The following is a 19185-nucleotide window of genomic DNA, read 5'->3' on the forward strand; positions in this document are numbered from 1 at the left end:
CTTAACGCCCTCCCCTCGCTTCCGGCTGCTCCGCGTAAACGTGCCGGAACGCCTCCTCCGTCGATTGAAACGGCGCCCGCTCCGCGTACGCCAGCGATTCGTCGAGTTCCTTGCGGATGCGCGCCTGCAGCTCGTCTTCCCGCTCGTCGGACCACAATCCGATTTCCGTCAAATAATTGCGGAAGGCCGGGATGCCGTCTTGATCCCGGTGCAGGTCGACCTCTTCCTTCGTCCGGTAATCCATGTCGTTGTCTGTCGTGGAGTGAGGCGTAATCCGGTAGGTCATCACTTCGATCAGCGTCGGTCCTTCCCCGCGAAGCGCCCGTTCGTGCGCTTCCTTGAATACGCGGTACACTTCGAGCGCGTCGCTGCCGTCCACGCGAACGCCGGGAAAGCCGTAGCCGTTCGCGCGATCGCAAATGCGGCCGGCCGACTGCTTGGCGAAGGGCACGGAAATCGCATAGCCGTTGTTCTCGCAAACGAAAATAACCGGTAGGTTATGCACGCCCGCGAAGTTGCAGCCTTCGTGGAAGTCCCCCTGGTTGCTCGAGCCTTCGCCGAACGAAACGAGCGCCACGGAGCTTTCGCCGCGGTACTTCGCCGCGTACGCAAATCCGACCGCGTGCGGCACCTGCGTCGTCACGGGGCTGGAGCCCGTCACGATACGAAGCCGCTTGCAGCCGAAGTGGCCGGGCATTTGGCGGCCGGCGCTGTTCGGATCCTCCGCCTTGGCGAACAAGGAAAGAAACAGCTCCCTGACGGTCATCCCGACCGACAGCACGAAACCGTAATCCCGGTAATAGGGCAAAAACCAGTCTTTTTCGAGATCCATCGCGAACGCCATCGCCACTTGGGACGGCTCCTGATGAATGCCGGAAATATGAAAATTGACTTTTCCCGCGCGTCGCAGCAATTGGCTTCTTTCGTCAAAACGGCGTGCCAGCATCATCTTCTCGTACATGTCGACGACTTGCCGATCCGACAGGCCAAGCTCGGCATGACGCGAGTTGTGCCGAACGGCTCCCGATTGGGTCATAGCTCGTCCCTCCTGGCTAACACTTAGTTTTATAACCTGGTCTTAATACTTGAATCTAAAACCTATTATACTCCCCTTCCCGGCAAAAAGAAACGTCCAACCCGCGGACATGGCTCAAGGATGCCCGATCGCCGCAGGTTGGCCGTATTCAAGTCGTTATGCATGTCCGGCGCCGCCGCCCAGCGCGGCCGTCACTTCGGCCAGCGCTTCCGACAGCGTCGGGTGGGGATGAATCGAGCGGGCGATCTCCCACGGGACGGCGTCGAGCAGCTTCGCAAGCGACGCTTCCGCGATCAGCTCGGTCGCATGCGCGCCGACGAGATGAACGCCGAGCAGGTCGCCCGTCGCCCGGTCGGCCACCACCTTGGCGAAGCCTTCGGTCTCGCCGTGAACGAGCGCCTTGCCGAGCACGCGCAGCGGGACGCGCGCGGTCTTCACGTCGAAGCCGCGCTCCTTCGCCGCGGCTTCGGTCCAGCCGATCGCCGCCGCTTCCGGCCGCGAATAGACGCAGCGCGGAATGTCGCGATCCGCCGACCGGACGGCCGGCACCGGCGCGCCGAGCAAATGATCGACCGCGACCGCCGCTTCGTGCATGGCCGCATGCGCAAGCTGCACGCCGCCGATGCAGTCGCCGATCGCGTAAATATGGCGCTCGCCGGTCTGCAGCGTCAGCGGATCGACCGCTACGAAGCCGCCGGCCGTTTTGATGTCGGTGTTTTCGAAGCCGATGCCTTCGACGTTGCCCTGGCGGCCGACCGAAACGAGCATGCGCTGCGCGGCGAGCGGCGATTTGCCGGACGGCGACTCGATTTCGCACGCGACTTCGCCTTCTCCGATCCGGACGGAGGACGCATCCAGCTTGACTCCCGTATGAATCTCGACGCCGCGCCTTTCGAGCGCCTTCCGGATTTCGGACGAGATCTCCTTGTCCTCGCCGGGCAGCAGCCGCTCCGCCGTTTCGATCACCGCGACCTTGCTTCCGAAATCGCTCAGCATCGAAGCCCATTCCACGCCGATGACGCCGCCTCCGACGATGATGACCGATTCCGGGAAGCTTTCCCAGGCAAGCGCTTCGTCGCTCGTCACGATCGCTTGGCCGTCGTAGGGAACGCCTTCGAGCCTGCGCGGCCTCGAGCCGGTCGCCACGATCAAATGACGCGGCACGACCGTCTCCGACTCGCCGTTCGCCAGCTCTACGAAGACCGATCCGCTGCTCGGCGAAAAGATCGACGGCCCCATGATCCGTCCGCTGCCGCTCAGCACCTGAATCCGGTGCTGTTTCATCAGCGCCTCGAGCCCGCGGTGCAACTGGTCGACAATGCCGGCTTTACGCGAGATGACGGCCGGCCAATCGACGGCGACTCCCTCCTGCGGCACCATGATTCCGTAGGATGCGGCGGCGCGAATCGTCGCAAACACCTCCGCGCTCCGCAATAAAGCTTTCGAAGGGATGCACCCCCGATGCAAGCAGGTGCCTCCCAGCTTGTCCCGCTCGATCAGGACGACGCTTCGTCCCGCCTGCGCGGCTCTGATCGCCGCCGTATATCCCCCCGGTCCGCCGCCCAAAACGGCGACATCCACCTCTATTGGCATCGTATTATCCTCCGATCGATACTGGCTTGTCCGTCATCGCGACGTTATGTAAGTCCGTCTACTATTGTACCTGTTTTTGCTTGTCCAGTCGATTTGCCGGGCGGCCGTCCCTTTCATCCCCTTTCAGCTTTTCGTGGACAGAATCCGGCAAAATCGGTATGATAGGAGAAGTGGAAGGAGGGATGTCCGGTGAGACTCGTTATTTCCCGCCTAATCGCCATTTTACTCCTAGTCGTGCCGGGTTTGGCAGCGGCGTACGGATTTTTGCTTATGAAGGACGCATTGTACGAATATTTCGTTCAGCTCGGTGACGTGCAAATGCAGGACCCGCGCTTTGAATGGCTCTCGTTCGCATTCGGATTCATTTTATTTTTTGCGGGCGTCGGTTTTATCGGAGGCTGGATTTTTTTCCGCGACCGCAAGCATAAATACGTAGCTCCCCGCTTCATGCCGAAGCGCCCGCGGCCGACCAAGCCGTCCGGGCCCGATTCCGGCGGAACGGCGGAATAATTTCGCGAATAACGCTTGAAGGCTCCCGTTGCCGGATTCCGGCAGGGAGCCTTCTTTCGTGTCCGTCAGCGGACTTCCGTCCGCCCGCCTTGCGCCTTCGCTTTCCGGTACTCGGACGGCGTGCAGTCGTATAAGGAGCGGAACAGTTTGCTAAAATAGCTAAAGTTGTCGAATCCCGCTTCCGCCGCCGCCTCGCCCACCGTCGCGTCCGAATCGGACAATCGCCGGGCCGCGTAGCGCAGGCGAAAATGGTTGACGTATTCGACCGGGGTCCTTCGCATGTACGTCTTGAAGACGCGGCAAAAATGGCCTTCGCTCATGCCCGCCGCTTCCGCGAGCTCGCGGACGGTCAGCTTGCGGCCGAAGTTCGTCTCGACGAATTTGAGCGCTTCCTTCAGCCGTTCCAGCGTCCGGGCTTCCGACGGCGCTTCCGTCTCGCGCGAAACCGAAACGCCGGCCGACCAGAATTCGGCCAGCAGCAAATATAGCTCGCCGGTTATTTTCATCTCGCGGGCCGGGTCGGCCGATTCGAACAGCTCGAACATCCGTTCCAGGCGCCCGACCGCCCGCTCGCCCCATTCGGTCCCTTTGCCGAAATGCGGAGGAAGCGCGAGCCTGCCTCGCTGCAAATGCTGCAGGAACCGGGCCGTTTCCCCTCCGCGGCCGCCGATCAGCATCCCCGGATCGAAGACGATGGCCGTATAGGTGCAAGCCGAATCCTCGGCGGGGTAGCCGCCGTGAATTTCGCCACCCGGCACGAATATCGCATCCCCGGCCTGCAGCTCGTACTCGAAGGCGCCGATTTGGAATATGGCCCGACCGCTCTCGACGGCGAGAAATTCCGTTTCTTCGTGCCAATGATTTTCCAGGATCGGATGCCCCGCCGGCAGTTCCATCCGGTACACGCCGACCGGAAAATCCTGCGTCCCGTGCCTCCGATTTTCCCGAAGATGGGTCAAATCCATTTCATCACCCCCAATATATCAGAATCGTGTTAAATGAAAACGTAATAGTGCAAGATTTCTTGTGTTTTAATCAGTATAATGACAGTGTAAACGATCAAGCGAGCTGCGACAAGAAAGGATGAATTCCGATGAAATTCAGCAACGGCTACTGGATGACCCGCGAAGGGTATCAAGTGCTGAGTCCTTACGAAATACACGACGTCCAAGTCGGCACGAACAGGATTACCGTCTTCGCTACGTTCAGGCACCTCGAACACCGGGGCAACACGTTGAACGAGCCGCTCATGACGATGGAATTTTCGTCGCCGGCCAAGGACATGATCCGCGCCCGTTTTTACCGACACAAAGGCCAAAAACGCGGCACCCCGGATTCCTTTCCGCTGCTGCTCGAAGGCAACGCTCCCGTCGAAATCGAAAACACCGACGAAGCCGTCAGCCTGACGAGCGGAGACACGACAGTAACGATTACGAAAAAACACCCCGTCTCCATTCGGTATACGCACAAAGGACGCTTCCTGACGGGCAGCGGCACCCGATTGACCGCATTCGTCAAAGCGGACGACGGACATCATCATTTCCGCGAGCAGTTGAACTTAAGCGTCGGCGAAACGGTATACGGGCTCGGCGAACGCTTCTCCGCCTTCGTCAAAAACGGCCAGGTCGTCGACATTTGGAACGAGGACGGGGGCACCGCTTCGGAACAAGCGTACAAAAACATTCCGTTCTACGTGACGAACCGCGGCTACGGCGTTTTTGTCAATCACCCGGAAAAGGTGTCGTTCGAGGTCGCGTCGGAAAAAGTGTCGAAAACGCAGTTCAGCGTTCCCGGCGAAATGCTGGAATATTTCCTGATCGGCGGCGATTCGCTGAAAACGGTGCTCGGCAATTATACGGCTTTGACGGGCAAGCCGGCGCTTCCGCCTTCCTGGTCGTTCGGCCTGTGGCTGACGACGTCGTTCACGACCAATTACGACGAAGCGACCGTCAACAGCTTTATCGACGGCATGGCCGAACGAGACATTCCGCTTGCGGTGTTCCATTTCGACTGCTTCTGGATGAAGGAATACGAATGGTGCAACTTCGAGTGGGACGAGCGCGTCTTCCCCGATCCGAAAGGCATGCTGGAGCGGCTCAAAGCGAAGGGGCTTAAAATCTGCGTATGGATCAACCCGTATATCGGGCAGCGTTCCCCGCTGTTCGACGAAGGGATGAAGCACGGCTACCTGCTGAAACGTCCGGACGGCAGCGTATGGCAATGGGACATGTGGCAGTACGGCATGGGCATCGTCGATTTCACGAATCCGGACGCCTGCAAATGGTTCGGCGACAAGCTGCGCGCGCTGGTGGACATGGGCGTCGATTCGTTCAAAACCGACTTCGGCGAGCGCATTCCGACGGACGTCGTTTACCATGACGGCTCCGATCCGATGCAAATGCACAACTACTACACGCAGCTGTACAATAAAGTGGTGTTCGAGGTGCTGGAAGAAAAGCTCGGCAAAGGCCAGGCGGCCTTGTTCGCCCGATCGGCGACGGCCGGCGGCCAGCAGTTCCCGGTTCACTGGGGCGGCGACTGCGAGGCGACGTACGAGTCGATGGCGGAAACGCTGCGCGGCGGTCTTTCGCTCGGCCTGTCCGGCTTCGGCTTCTGGAGCCACGACATCGGCGGGTTCGAGCAAAGCGCGCCGGCGGACCTGTACAAGCGCTGGGTCGCCTTCGGCCTGCTGTCCAGCCACAGCCGCCTGCACGGAAGCAGCTCGTACCGCGTTCCGTGGCTGTTCGACGAGGAAGCGGTCGATGTCCTGCGTCACTTTACGAAGCTGAAGCTGCGCCTGATGCCCTACCTGTTCGGCCAGGCGGTGCAATCGACGAAGCTGGGCTTGCCGATGATGCGCGCCATGCTGCTCGAATTCGGCGACGACCGGACGAGCGATTATTTGGACCGTCAATATATGCTCGGAGACTCGCTCCTCGTCGCTCCGATTTTCAACGAGGAAGGCGCATCTTCCTATTACCTGCCCAAAGGAACGTGGACCCACTTCCTGACGGGGGAAAAAGTCGAAGGCGGCTCCTGGCGCAACGAAACGTACGATTACTTCGGGCTTCCGCTGTTCGCGAAGGCCGGCTCGATCGTCGCGGTCGGCAGCGAAGACGGCCGTCCGGATTACGACTACGCGGCAGGCGTGACGTTTCACCTGTTCGAGCTTGCCGACGGCGCAACCGCCTCCGCCGTCGTGCCGGACGCTAGCGGCAATACGGCGCTGACCGTCACCGCTTCCCGCAGCGGCAGCCGCATCGACGTGCGCGCCGAAGGCGACACTCGCGACTGGAACGTGCTGCTGCGCGGCATTTCCTCGGTCGAAAGCACCTCGGGCGGCACGGCCGAAACGACGGCGGAAGGCGTCCGCATCGCGGCCGGCGGCTCGTCGCTGTCGATTCAGCTGTAAGGAAGAGAGACGCAAAGAGGCCGAACCCCTGGCAGACGATTCCTGCCGGGGTTCGGCCTCTTCGCTTTGCATTACGCTTCGTTTCGCAACATGCTCCCGTAGCGCGGCTTCCCTCGCGCTCGACGCCCCTATTCCGCCGTCCTCTCCTCCAGCACCCGCTTGAGCTTCCGCAGCTCTTCTTCGGCCGTCTCCACGCCGTTCAGAAATTGCTCATGCGTCATGTCCGGCTGCTGGAACACGGTTACCATCACCGCGCACCCGTCGGGCCCTCTCGGCAGCACGCGCATCGGGTTCAGCGTTTTCCGCGCGGCCTCTTTTCCGTTCAACGGAACGACCCAATGATCCAGCACGCCGCTCTCGTTCCGCCCGGCAAAGCGGACGGCGGCTTCCCCTTCCGGCGTATCCGCAATCCATTCGTTTCCGGACTTGCGAAGCGATCGGAAAAAAGCGGGGGCCCACAACGGAAAATTGCCCGGATCGGACAAAAAATCGTAAGCGAGCGGAAACGAACATTCCGCAGGTTGAATCAGCGTTTTGGAACGCAAAACCGGTATCGCCATCGGCACCTCTCCTTGTCCCGACTTCTCCCTTCCTTTTCATTTTATGGGTACGCTCAGCTTCGTATGATCGGTCATTCCGGCATATTCGGCGGCGGCAACGAGCGGCGATTCGCCGTAAAAGCGCTTGAATTCGCGGATCATGTGCGCCTGATCGGAGTAGCCGAAATCCGCCGCCATCCGGGAACCGTTCGCGATGCGCCCGTTTCGTACAACGGTCAGCACGTTCTGGAAGCGGACGATTTCGGAAAATTTTTTCGGGCCGAGGCCGACCCACCGGTCGAACACCCGGTTCAACTGGCGGGCGCTGACCGTTTCCGCCTTGGCCAATTCGCTCACGCTGCCGCATCCCTTGGCAACGAAAATCCGATACAGCGCGTTCGAAACGAGGCTGTCGTCGGGACGCCCGTTTTTCTCCAGCCTGCTCATTAGAAAACGGTCTGCGACTTCGGCTTGCCTTTCGAATGAAGGCTGCGCGAACAGGCGCTCCGCAACCGTGCCGGCTCCGCCGGGGAGCAGCTCGTCCAGGCTGAATGCCCGCCCGGCAAATTCGGCCAGCGATGCTTTCAGCAGCGGATAAGCGCCTCCCGGGAAAAACCGGATGCCGAAGCTGCGGACAGGGCGATCGTCATGCTCGATCGCGAACGGTTCGTCGTATATGCCGCAATACCGGACGTTTACCCGGTTCGCCCCGGCATCGCATGCGAAAATAAAGTCCGAGCAGCCGTCCGGCACCACCCGGTCGATCCCCTTGCGAGCGGCAAGCGGCGCCGTCTCCCGATACGGTTCCGCAGGCTCGGAAGTCCAGTAGCAGGATACGTATGGGCGCAGCGGCGCGGCGGGCAGCCGCTCCGCATAACGATAGGAAGCGACTCTGCCGCTTGCCTGGATCGGGCGAAACAGCGCGTGCAATTCCATGCTCATCCGGCGGCACCTCCCTTTCTTCCCATTATACCCGCTTGAGCGCGGGAACGCAGGATCGCGCAGGAGCAAGCGGGTTTGCTAGGCGAATAACTTCCGCATTCCGAAAAAAACCTTTACGGCCGCAGGCCGCAAAGGCAATAACGCGCAAGTCATTTCTGCTTCGCTCTGGAGAGCAGGTAAAGAAAGTAAGGAGCCCCGATGACCGCCACGACGATGCCGGTCGGAATTTCCGACGGCTGAAGGATGACCCGGCCGATCGTGTCGGCGACGAGCAGCAGCAGGCCGCCGGTAAGCGCGGATGCCGGAACGAGCACCTCGTGCCGCGATCCGACGAGCCGCCTGGCCAGGTGCGGCCCGATTAGGCCGATGAAGCTGATGCCGCCGCCGACGGCGACGCACGACCCGGCCAGCGCGACGGCTGCCAAGAGCAGCAGCAGCCGTTCCCTGCCGACGGGCGTGCCGAGCCCGGTGGCGAGCTGCTCGCCTAGGCTAAGGACGTTAAGCGTTCTGGACTTGTAGAGAATGAACGGGAACAGCACGGCGATCCACGGCAGCAGCGCCAGCACGTACTTCCACGTTGTTCCCCAAATGCTCCCGGCCATCCAAACTTGCACAAACTGATATTCGTTCGGATCCAGCCGAATCGTCAAGATAATCATCGCCGCCTGGATGGCCGCCGCGATCGCGATCCCGACGAGCACCATCCGCATCGGGGATATGCCTTCGTTTTTTTTGTAGGAGAGCAGCATGAGCAGCCCGGCCGTCGCGAACGCCCCGACCAGCGCCAGCACCGGGAGCAAAAAGACGGGCGCCGCTTCGTTCATCGGATAAAAGGAAACGAACAGGACGACCATCAGCCCGGCACCGGAATTGATGCCGAGAATGCCCGGGTCCGCGAGCGGATTGCGCGTAATGCCTTGCAGCACGCATCCGGCCAACGCCAGACCCGCGCCGACCAGGATCGAGACGACGATGCGCGGCAGCCGAAAATCGAAAAGAATCAGATTTTGCTGCTCGGTTCCGTAGCCGAACAGCGTTTTGAAGACGTCGATCGGGGAAAGGCGCGTGTAACCGGTGTTCATGCTAACGACAAAAGCGATGACGATTAGCACGGCCAACACGATAATGATCGTCCAGGAGCGGGCCGTCTTTCTGCCTTTCGCTTTTTGCAACGATGCGGTGCTCACGTCGTCTCCCTCCTCATGCGGCGAATCAAATACAGGAAGAACGGAACGCCGATGACCGCAATAAGCGCCCCTACCGGCGTTTCGAAGCCGGGACGGACCATTCTCGCCGCGATATCGGCGAAAACCATCAGCAGAGCACCGAGCACGGCCGAGCACGGAATGATCCAGCGGTAGTTGGCGCCGACGAGCATGCGCGAAATGTGCGGAATGACAAGTCCGACGAAACTGATGCCGCCCACGGTGGCGACCGATGCGCCGGCCAAAATGAGGACGAGCACGGAGCCGAAAAATTTGACCCAGGCGGTCCGCACGCCGAGTCCAGACGCAACCTCGTCCCCGAGACTAAGCAGCGTAATCGAGCGCGACAAAATAAAGGCTCCGATCAGTCCGACTCCGATCCAGGGCACCATAACCTCGACCTGGGACCACTTCGTCCCGGACACGCCGCCCGCGTACCAGAACGCGAGCTCTTGCCCGATTTTGAAATGGATCGAAATGCCCTCGCTGAGCGCGACGAGCAGCGCCGTGATCGCCGACCCTGCCAGAGCGAGCCGGACCGGAGACATGCCCCTCTGCCCGCCGAACTGATGCCGAACACGAGCACCGTTCCGAGCGCGGCGCCCAGAAACGAAAACAGCGTCACCTGGCCGAACGCCATTCCCGGAAAAAACGCGAAGCAGATCGCCAGCGCGAAAGCGGCTCCCGCATTGATGCCGAGCAAGCTCGGATCGCCCAGCGGATTGCGGGTCATCCCCTGCATGATCGCGCCCGACACGGCGAACGCGGCGCCGACGAAAGCGCCGACGATCGCGCGGGGCATCCGCAGTTCGCGGATGATTTGATGCTGGGTCAAGTCTCCGTTGAAGCGGAATACCGCTTCCCAGACGGTTGCCAGCTTGATGTCCGCGGCGCCGACCGAAATGGACAGCGCAAGCGCGAAGGCAAGGGCCGCCACGCCGCCGATCAGGATGATCGTGGCGGTAAGCGGCCGCGAACGCACCTTCGGCGCTTCTTGCGACACGGGATCGATGGATGATGTCATGAGCGTGAGAACCTGCCTTATTCGAATTAAGTGAGTCGGATACGGAATTCCGGCTTTCAGTTCAAGGTGCCGAACTGGGCCCGATGCAAACGGCTGTAGATGCCTCCGGCCGACACGAGCTCCTCGTGCCTGCCCTGCTCGCCGATGCCGTCCTCGGTCACGACCACGATGCGGTCGGCGTTTTTGATCGTGGCGAGACGGTGGGCGATGACGAGCGTCGTTCGCCCTTGCGACAATTCCGCCAACGATTGCTGAATGGCCGCTTCCGTTTCCGTATCGAGCGCGGACGTCGCCTCGTCCAGGATGAGGATCGGCGGATTTTTCAGGAACATTCTGGCGATCGCGAGCCGCTGCTTTTGGCCTCCGGACAGCTTGACGCCCCGCTCGCCGATGACCGTCGCCAGCCCTTCGGGCTGGGCCGCGATAAACTCGTCCAGCTTCGCCCGGCGCGCGGCTTCCCAAATTTCTTCGTCGGACGCGGTCAGCTTGCCGTACGCGATATTTTCCCGGATCGTGCCGGCAAACAGGAACACGTCCTGCTGGACGATGCCGATTTGGCGGCGCAGCGACTCCAGCTTGATCCCTTTGATGTCCATTCCGTCGATCGAAATCGTGCCGGAGTCCGCCTCGTAAAATCGGGGCAGCAGGCTGCAAAGCGTCGTTTTTCCGGCGCCGGACGGACCGACGAAGGCGACCGTTTCGCCCGGACGGATCGTCAGGTCGACGTTTCGCAAAATCGGCGAGTGCCGCTCATAGCCGAACGACACGTTTTGAAAACGGATGTGCCCTTTCAAATAATCGACCGCGACCGCGTCGGGCGCGTCCGCGATATCCGGCGCGGTATTCAACAGCTCCACGTATCGATTGAAGCCGGCAAAGCCTTTCGGATAGCTTTCGATGACGGCGTTGATTTTTTCGATCGGGCGAAACAGGACGTTGACGAGCAATATAAACGCCATGAATTCGCCGTACTGCAAATCGTCGTTGAATACGAACCAGGCGCCGCAAATCATGACGAACAGCGTCACGAGCCTCATCAGCATATAGCTGAGCGAGCTGTTTTTGCCCATGATCTTGTAAGCGATCAATTTGGCGGTACGATAGCGCTCATTGTTGACGGCGAACAGTTCCTTCTCGTATTTTTCGTTGGAGAAGGCCTGCACGACGCGAATGCCGCCGATGTTGTCCTCGACCCGCGCGTTGAAGTCGGCCATGTCCGTGAACATGCGGCGGAACGCCTTCGTCATTTTCGCATTGAAATAAACCGCCAGCACGATCATGAACGGCACCGTGACAAACGTCAGCAAAGCCAGCTCCGGATGGATGTTCAGCATGAGCGCGAACGCGCCGGCAAGCGTCATCACCGCGATGAAGAGGTCTTCCGGACCGTGATGGGCGACTTCGCCGATTTCGTTCAGATCGTTGGTCATTCTCGACAGCAAATGCCCCGTCTTATTGTTGTCGAAAAAACGGAACGACAATTTTTGAATATGGTTGAACAACGTTTTGCGCATGTCCCGTTCGATGTTGATGCCGAGCATATGTCCCCAATACGCAACGACGAAGTTTAGTACCGTATTGATCGCATAAACGGCCAGCAGCCCGGCGCAAGCCCACAGAATCAGTTCCCAATTCTTGCTCGGCAGCAAATCGTCGACGACGCAGTTGACGGCAAGCGGAAACCCGAGCTCGAGCAGCGCGGCGATGACGGCGCAAGAAAAATCGAGAAAAAACAACGCTTTGTAAGGGCGATAATAGGAAAAAAACTTGCGAACCAACTACGAGGCACCCCCGAGATTCAATCGATTATGTATGAAGCGTCATGCGGCTAACGTCCTCCGATCGCCAAAAATGAGAATGGTTATCAATTGCATTCTATTGTACCGCATTCCCCGCCTCCTATCAACGGTCATTTACGATACTTGGATCGCGTGAAAACAATAAAAACGCCTCCGGCGGGTTTTCCCGCCTGGAGGCGCATTCTCGCGTATCCTCGAAGCCGTTATTCCGTTGCGCCGCTTGCGGCCGGGGATTCGGTTTCGGCGCTTGCGGCCGGGGATTCCGTTCCCGCGCTTGCCGAAGGCGCCGTTTCGGCCGCCGTCGCGTCTTCGCCGGTCAAAAGATTTTTGTATGCGGCGTCTTTCTTTGCCTGCTCGTACCATTCGTTGAAGCCTTCGTTCGCCTTGGCGTCCAGGTAAGCCGCCTTGACCTTGTCATGAACCTCTTCATAAGCCGGAACGGACGCTTCCTGCTTGTCGGTCACTTTTATAATGTGGAACCCGTTCGGAGATTCGACGACGCCGCTCAATTCTCCTACGTTCAGGGCGAATGCGGCCGTTTCGAACGGTTCGTTCATGACGCCTCTTCCGAAAAAGCCGAGATCTCCGCCGCTGTCCTTGGAGCCGGGATCCAGCGATTTTTCCTGGGCGAGCGTCGCGAAGTCGGCGCCTTCCTTCAACTGCTTGAGAACCGCTTCCGCTTCTTCCTTCGTGTCCAGCAAAATGTGCGAAGCCTTCACTTGTTCCTCGGTACCGAAAGAAGCTTGGTTTTCTTCGTAATACGCCTTCAAATCCTCGTCGCTGGGAGCCAGTTTCTCTTCGAAAATGCCGCGGAGCAGTAGTTGCGGACGAATCGCCTGCTCCTTGTAGTCTTCAAGCGTTAAATTGCTGTAAGCGAGCGCCTGCTCGAACTCCTCGTCGGTCGTAAAACCGTTTTGCTGCTTGATCTCCTCGATCGCCGCATCGTACTCCGCATCGGCTACTTCCACGCCGGCCTTCTCCGCTTCGTACTCGAACAGCCTGAGCAGCATGTATTGATCCAAAATTTGACCGGCTTGCGTTTCGCCCCCGATTTGCTTGACGATTTCATCGTAGAGCTCGGTTTTCGTCACCTGCTCGCCGCCAACCTCGCCCACCGCTTCGCTGGCTTCGCTTTCGCCCGCTCCGCCGAGGGAGGTGATGACCAGCGCGATCAGCGCGATTGCCGTAATGATCCACGGCAGAACCGAATTGACGCTCGCGCCGGATTTTTTCGCTGTCGGCGCGATTGGCGCGGCGACCGGCTTGTCCGGTTCCCCGCCGTTTTGTTGCCGTTGACCCTGTTCCTTTTCCAAATCGCTCATCCTTCAAAAATCCTCCCTCAATAAATTAATCTTTTCTCCGTTTTTCTCGCATTTTCTCAGGATTTCAACTTTGACATCCGAGGCTCCCTTGGATAAGATTTGACGCGGAGCGAATATTTGGGATCGACCTGTTGGCGGGAATAGAGGTGGGGACCACCCCGCTTTTTGAAAGCCGTATGGTCGCATATGGATCTCCACATGTGCCCTTGCGGTTTACCCTCCCATATCTCCCTGGGTCGTTGCCCTTACATTCCTTCGTTCTACCTCTCAAGGGGTGGAGGCCAGGTTAGCTCCTTTACGGGGTCGTTGCCCTAATGGAATCGATTACTCCCAGCCTATCCGTGCTTCGTTTGTCAAAGATCAACATGTGTGTAAGCGATGAAACCAAAGTGAGTTATCCATCTGTGAATGAATTAAGCTGCCGCTTGCAATTGAGCCTCCCGATGGGGCCGAGTACTTTGCTGACGTCATAGTTCTTCTGTTTACGGCCTAGCTCAAACATGACTCGAATGAGCTTGCTCGAAATCGCAATCATCGACTGCTTTTTTTTCAGCGGATTATCCCGGCGCGTCGTGAAGTACAGGTGCAGTGCGCGGAACTCCGGATTTTTGGCAACCAAGGTCAATGCCGCCCGGTACAGCAAAGCCCGGAGACGACAACGACCTCGCTTGCTGATGGTCGTTTCCCCTTTGTGAAGCCCGGAGCTGTTTTCTCGCAGGCTGAGACCGGCGTGACGAACGATTTGCCTGCTGTGATCGTAGCCGCTCAAGTCTCCGACTTCCGCCAGGAATCCTGCCACAGTGATGAGGCCGATACACGGAATGCTCATCATGTGGGTGGCGCCCGGAATCTGTTCCACCAGATCCGCCACATGCTCCATCAGTTGTTCGATCTGCCTGCACAGCATGGCGTACTGTTCCAAATACATGGCTAGCTCATGTTTGGCCGCCGTAGCGCCTTCCGTGAGGCCGATGGACGTTTGGGCTTTCCGGTAGAGCAGTCCCGCTCTCTTGGGGCCCACAGCTCGTTTCACATCGTTCTTCTTCCAAGTCGCCACGACTGTCGTTTCGCCGGCGGAGACGACGTCTTGTGGCAGCGGAAAGTGTTGCAACGTAATGAGCGAGGCCTTGCCTTCCCAGTCTTTAAACACTTGCCTATATTCGGGAAAGAAGCGATCCAGCCAATTGTGGATTCTTCCTTTCACCCGATTCAAATCCCCGCATAGACGGTCACGCTGGTTCATCAGTACACGCAGGTCGGCGTAAACACCCTCCGGCAGCTGCGGCTGTGTATAGCGTCCGTCGATGACGAGTTTGGCGACGACCTTCGCATCTTTGATGTCGTTCTTGGTCGGCGAGTTGTCGTCGAGTTCCTTGCTTTTCTTGACGTGATGCGGATTCACGAGCACCACTTCGATGCTGCGCTGCTTCAGGAAGTGAAACAGCGGGAACCAGTAGTGCCCGGTGGGCTCTACGCCAAGTAGTACGTCCGTCAGTCCATGTTCTTGCTGGATGGATTCGGCCCAGGCCAACAAGTCCAGTAGGCCATTCTCGTCGTTCTGGAACAGGCAACGCTTACCGAGCTCAATGCCACGGTAGGTGAAGGCCCGAGCGACATGGTTGTGCTTCGCGATATCCGTCCCGATGACCAATGTTGTTTCAGAAATTCTCGAAATCCGTTGATTTTGCTTGCTCGATTGGTTAAACTTCATAGTGAGCGTCCTCCTCTTAATTAGGGCAGTGAATGTGCACCATTCCGAGACCCAGCATACAGGAGGCGCTTTTTGTTTTGCAAACCGCATTTTAATTCATTACAGGAATGGCTCCTTGTATGAAATAAGCCTATTGGTCTACTATAACAAATTGTCGCGGATTTTCCTTAATGTAACCTAAAAATCGCAAAAAATAAGCGCCCGGACCGAAAAGAACCGAATACCCGTTTACAGATGAGCTCTGTCTATACTATAGTAGAAGAAAGTGAATGCAGACAGGCAATGAGGCCCATTCGGGAAATCGTCCCGAACCGGGTCTTTTTTTGTTTTTTCCAGCCTGCAGGCGCTTACCCGGCCGGATGCCGGAATCACTTCAAAGGAGAGAGGCAAGCGATGTTTAAAATGAATCCGAGAGTTCAGGGGACTTCCGAAGAAGTAATCGCGCTGTATCGGCAAGTGATGCCTTCCACTATCGGCCATATGACGGATTTCGGCTTTCTCAAGGGACTTCGCCCGCTGTTTCCCGGCTCTCGTCTTGTCGGCAATGCCGTGACGGTCCGCATTCCGCACATGGATTCGTCGGCCGTTCATCAGGCGTTGACAATCGCCGAAGCGGGAGACGTCATCGTGGTCGATATGTCTGGAGATACCGAAAGGTCTTGCTGGGGAGGGGTGCTGTCCTATATCGCTAGGCAAAAAGGGCTGGCCGGCGTTGTGGTTGCCGGGTGCGTGAACGACGTGGCGGAAATTATCGACCTGAAGTTCCCCGTTTTCTCTTTAGGGGTCAGTCCCTTGACCACCCGAATCGTCGGGATCGAAGGGGAAATCAATACGGTAATCAGCGTTTGCGGCACAAGCATCCGTCCCGGCGATCTCATTGTGGCTGACGACGACGGTGCGTTTGCCGTCCACCCGGCGGAAGCAGAGTCCTTCGGCCGCAGAGCGGTGGACATCCAGAACGCCGAGGTCGAGCTTAAGCGTAAGCTGCAAGCCGGAGCGACCATCGCCTCGATCAGCGGAGCGGAGGCATTTTTTACTCGGATTGAGGAGACGGGCGAACGGTAACAGCCAACGCGATGGCTTTCGGCTACCCCGTCGCCCGTTATGCGCATCGATTGCGCAAGTACTTCATCGCAGTAGAAAAACCCGGAGCGCCGCTCCGGGTTTGAGTTTTGGGTCGGAATGTTCCAGAGAGTGCCGAATCCCCGTTCCGCCGCCGAGACGGCTGCCGCCGCTCGGGCTCCGGAAGGTGATCTCGGATTTTCATCCGGCTACCGCCTCAGTTGCCCCCCAACCCCTCCAGAAAAAATTTAACGGCGGGAAAAAGCTTGACGCCTTCATGCTTGACGCCGGGAATCTCGTCGAGCCTGACCCGGATGCCGTGCTTCTCCATGCTCCTCTTCAAAGAGCGAATTCGCGCAATCCGGCTGTCGCCCGCATAGTCCACTCCCTCCTGCCAGAACGGACTCTCATCTCCTTTCGGCAGTGTCTCGCAATCTAGCGCTCCGACGACGAGCTGGACCGGGATGTCCCGGAGCTTGTCCTGCTCGATTGGGCTGCCGAATTGCTTCCGGAAATCCCGCGTGCCGACGAACCAGTCCAGCGAATCGTCGAGCAGCGTAACGTTGCCCGGGGAGGCGATCGAGACGGCGCTCAACCTTTCCGGATGCAGGTAGTAAAAACGATGAACGAACTGGGCTCCGCCGGAAAAGCCAAACAGGGCGAACCGGCCGAACTCGACGCCGTATTTCCCGGCCAGCTCCTCGACCATCGCCAGCAGAACAAGGTCGAACCGGATATCGTGGTATTTGACGAACTTGTATGCGTTCAGCTCGTTTTCCTCGATAATGCCGGCCGGAAAAAGCGGCGCCAGCACGAACGCGCCGTGCCGCTCGGCGAAATCGATCCATTCGTCCCGGTAGCGCTGGGCGGCACGGTCCGTACCGTGGACAAGGACGACGAGCGCATGCTTTCCGGGACGAACCTCGTCATAGCTCTTCGGAACGTAAGCGCAGTACGAAAATCGCTGATCGTAACGGGAGGCGCAAAGCATCGTCGCCCCCTTCTCCAGCCAGCGCCCTGATCGGGCGCCGCTCATGCCGTGGCCTCCCCGGCATTGCGCGGATGAAAACAGGCAGCCGCATGTCCGTTCGCGCCTTCCAACCTCGGTGCCGATATTTTGCACCTTTCGTCGGCGTACCTGCAGCGAGTGTGAAACGCGCAGCCCGGCGGCGGATTGCTCGGCGACGGCAGGTCGCCCGTCAGCACGATTCGCTTGCGGGTTCTTTCCTTGTGCGGGTCGGGCAGCGGAATCGCGGACAGCAGCGCCTCCGTATATGGATGCTTCGGCTCGCGGAAAAGCCGGGTGCTGTCGGCCGCTTCGATCAAGCGGCCCAGGTACATGACCGCGATGCGGTCGGAGATGTGCTTGACGACCGACAAGTCGTGCGCGATGAAAATGTAGGCGAGACCGAATTCCTTCTGCAAATCCTTGAACAGATTGACGATTTGCGCCTGAATCGACACGTCCAGCGCGCTGACCGGCTCGTCGCAAATGACGATTTTGGGCTTTAGCGCGACCGCCCGGGCAATGCCGATCCGCTGACGCTGTCCGCCGGAAAATTCGTGCGGGTACCGGTAGTAATGCTCCGGCTTCAACCCGACAATCTCCAACAGTTCCTGCACCTTGGTTCGGATGTCGCCTTTTACCCGATGGGATACGAACGGCTCCGCGATCAGATCACCCACGGTCATTCTCGGGTTAAGGCAGGCATACGGGTCCTGGAACACAATCTGCATGTCACGCTTGACCTGAAGCATCCGCTTCGCGCCGAAGCCGAGAATGTTCTCGCCCTCGAACAGCACCTCCCCGTCGGTCGGTTGTAGAAGCCGGAGAATAAGCCGGGCGAGCGTGCTTTTGCCGCAGCCGGATTCGCCGACAATGCCCAGCGTCTCTCCGGGCCGGATACTCAAATCGACGCCGTCCACCGCCTTGACATGACCGACCGTACGCTTCAAGAACCCTTCCTTGATCGGAAAATGCATTTTCAGATTTTTCGTCTCCAACAAATATGAGCTCAATGCTTGTTCGCCTCCTCTTCCTTCCGCATCAAGCGTTCCAACTCCTCCAGCGACAAATGACAGGCAGCGCGATGACCGGGAAGCTTCTCGGCCAGCTCGGGCTTTATCGCTCGGCATTTGTCCATGGCGAACGGGCACCTGGTACAAAAGGAGCAGCCGACAGGCAGATCGACCAGGCTCGGCGGCTGGCCTGGGATGGACGGCAGCCGCTGCCGGCCTTCATCGTCAAGGCGGGGCAAGGAACGGATTAGCGCCCAGGTGTAGGGCATAAGCGGCCGGTCGAACAGATCCTCGGTTCGGCCTTCCTCGACGACTTCGCCCGCATACATGACCATAATCCGGTCCGCCGCCCGCGCCACGACGCCGAGGTCGTGCGTGATGAGCAAGAGCGCCGTTCCATACCGCTCCTGAACGGAAGCGAGCAACTCGAGAATTTGCGCCTGGATCGTCACGTCCAGAGCGGTGGTCGGCTCGTCGGCGATCAGCACCTTCGGATTGCAGGCGAGCGCCATGGCGATCATCGCCCGCTGCCGCATTCCCCCCGAGAACTGGTGCGGGTACTCGTAAAACCGCTTCTCCGGATTGGCGATACCGACGTCCTTTAGCACTTGCACTGCCTTGGCCTCGGCTTCTTTGCGCGATACCTTCCGATGAAGGCGAATCGCCTCCGAAATTTGCCAGCCGACAGTGCGTACGGGATTCAGGCTCGTCATCGGATCCTGAAAAATCATCGCGATCTCATTGCCGCGTTTGCTTCGACGTTCGGTCTCGTCCATGGTCAGCAAGTCGCGTCCCTCAAGCACGATGCTGCCCCCCGGATATACCGTGGGCGGTACCGGGTTCAGTTGCATGAGCGACAGCGACATGACGCTTTTGCCGCAACCCGACTCGCCGACGATGCCGAGCGTTTCGCCTTTATCGACGGAAAACGAAACGCCGTTGACGGCCCGGACGACGCCTTCCCGCGTATGAAACTCGGTTTTGAGCCGACTGACTTCAAGCAATGCCATG

At 59.0% G+C, this 19185-nt stretch carries 15 protein-coding genes and 1 pseudogene; 3 read left to right on the plus strand and 13 right to left on the minus strand.

Annotated features, from left to right (window positions below):
* Window position 1: 1 nt before the first annotated feature.
* Window positions 2–1036, minus strand: coding sequence for a thiamine pyrophosphate-dependent dehydrogenase E1 component subunit alpha (locus JW799_RS24990; protein ID WP_205432204.1), 1035 nt, complete (start codon window positions 1034–1036; stop codon window positions 2–4).
* A 156-nt stretch (window positions 1037–1192) separates the two neighbouring features.
* Complete coding sequence (gene lpdA / locus JW799_RS24995; RefSeq protein WP_205432207.1) at window positions 1193–2629, minus strand: dihydrolipoyl dehydrogenase; 1437 nt, start codon at window positions 2627–2629, stop codon at window positions 1193–1195.
* A gap of 189 nt (window positions 2630–2818) precedes the next feature.
* Here lpdA and JW799_RS25000 point away from each other — a divergent pair, with 189 nt between their 5' ends.
* Window positions 2819–3139, plus strand: coding sequence for a DUF2627 domain-containing protein (locus JW799_RS25000; protein WP_080838421.1), 321 nt, complete (start codon window positions 2819–2821; stop codon window positions 3137–3139).
* A 65-nt stretch (window positions 3140–3204) separates the two neighbouring features.
* Here JW799_RS25000 and JW799_RS25005 read toward each other — a convergent pair whose 3' ends face one another.
* Window positions 3205–4104, minus strand: coding sequence for an AraC family transcriptional regulator (locus JW799_RS25005; RefSeq protein WP_205432210.1), 900 nt, complete (start codon window positions 4102–4104; stop codon window positions 3205–3207).
* A 128-nt stretch (window positions 4105–4232) separates the two neighbouring features.
* Here JW799_RS25005 and yicI point away from each other — a divergent pair, with 128 nt between their 5' ends.
* On the plus strand, window positions 4233–6551 hold the full coding sequence (yicI, locus tag JW799_RS25010; RefSeq protein WP_080838414.1) for an alpha-xylosidase: 2319 nt from the start codon (window positions 4233–4235) through the stop codon (window positions 6549–6551).
* A 128-nt stretch (window positions 6552–6679) separates the two neighbouring features.
* Here the strand turns inward: yicI and JW799_RS25015 are convergent, their stop codons facing one another.
* The 7 genes and pseudogenes from JW799_RS25015 to JW799_RS25045 form a co-directional block, all read right to left on the minus strand.
* On the minus strand, window positions 6680–7111 hold the full coding sequence (locus JW799_RS25015) for a hypothetical protein (RefSeq protein WP_080838411.1): 432 nt from the start codon (window positions 7109–7111) through the stop codon (window positions 6680–6682).
* A 36-nt stretch (window positions 7112–7147) separates the two neighbouring features.
* Window positions 7148–8032 carry a helix-turn-helix domain-containing protein gene (locus JW799_RS25020; RefSeq protein WP_205432211.1) on the minus strand — a complete coding sequence of 295 codons (885 nt, stop codon included), beginning with the start codon at window positions 8030–8032 and terminating at the stop codon, window positions 7148–7150.
* A 149-nt stretch (window positions 8033–8181) separates the two neighbouring features.
* Window positions 8182–9204, minus strand: a complete 1023-nt coding sequence (locus JW799_RS25025; RefSeq protein ID WP_240353845.1) for a FecCD family ABC transporter permease — start codon at window positions 9202–9204, stop codon at window positions 8182–8184.
* A gap of 11 nt (window positions 9205–9215) precedes the next feature.
* A pseudogene (locus JW799_RS25030) lies at window positions 9216–10261 on the minus strand (FecCD family ABC transporter permease).
* A 56-nt stretch (window positions 10262–10317) separates the two neighbouring features.
* Window positions 10318–12039 (minus strand): ABC transporter ATP-binding protein, encoded by a 1722-nt coding sequence (locus tag JW799_RS25035; protein ID WP_205432214.1) that lies wholly within the window; start codon window positions 12037–12039, stop codon window positions 10318–10320.
* A 224-nt stretch (window positions 12040–12263) separates the two neighbouring features.
* Complete coding sequence (locus tag JW799_RS25040) at window positions 12264–13382, minus strand: peptidylprolyl isomerase (RefSeq protein WP_205432216.1); 1119 nt, start codon at window positions 13380–13382, stop codon at window positions 12264–12266.
* 394 nt (window positions 13383–13776) lie between these two features.
* Window positions 13777–15093, minus strand: coding sequence for an IS110 family RNA-guided transposase (locus JW799_RS25045; RefSeq protein ID WP_205432218.1), 1317 nt, complete (start codon window positions 15091–15093; stop codon window positions 13777–13779).
* 393 nt (window positions 15094–15486) lie between these two features.
* On the opposite strand from JW799_RS25045, the gene JW799_RS25050 reads away from it, so the two are divergent.
* Window positions 15487–16158, plus strand: coding sequence for an RraA family protein (locus JW799_RS25050; RefSeq protein ID WP_205432220.1), 672 nt, complete (start codon window positions 15487–15489; stop codon window positions 16156–16158).
* Window positions 16159–16372: 214 nt separating this feature from the next.
* Here the strand turns inward: JW799_RS25050 and JW799_RS25055 are convergent, their stop codons facing one another.
* From JW799_RS25055 to JW799_RS25065, 3 genes are read right to left on the minus strand one after another with little or no spacing between them, the layout of a single operon-like run.
* A complete protein-coding gene (locus JW799_RS25055) occupies window positions 16373–17191 on the minus strand; it encodes an alpha/beta hydrolase family protein (protein WP_205432222.1) in 819 nt (272 codons plus the stop codon).
* The gene (locus JW799_RS25060; RefSeq protein ID WP_205432224.1) at window positions 17188–18174 is read right to left on the minus strand and encodes an ABC transporter ATP-binding protein; all 987 of its coding nucleotides are present in this window, start codon (window positions 18172–18174) and stop codon (window positions 17188–17190) included. The genes JW799_RS25055 and JW799_RS25060 overlap by 4 nt, the downstream gene beginning before the upstream one ends.
* Window positions 18171–19184: an ABC transporter ATP-binding protein gene (locus tag JW799_RS25065; protein ID WP_205432226.1), complete on the minus strand. Its 1014-nt coding sequence runs from the start codon at window positions 19182–19184 to the stop codon at window positions 18171–18173. The genes JW799_RS25060 and JW799_RS25065 overlap by 4 nt, the downstream gene beginning before the upstream one ends.
* Window position 19185: the final 1 nt, after the last annotated feature.

It is taken from the genome of Cohnella algarum, assembly GCF_016937515.1.
In the GTDB taxonomy this organism is placed as follows: domain Bacteria; phylum Bacillota; class Bacilli; order Paenibacillales; family Paenibacillaceae; genus Cohnella; species Cohnella algarum.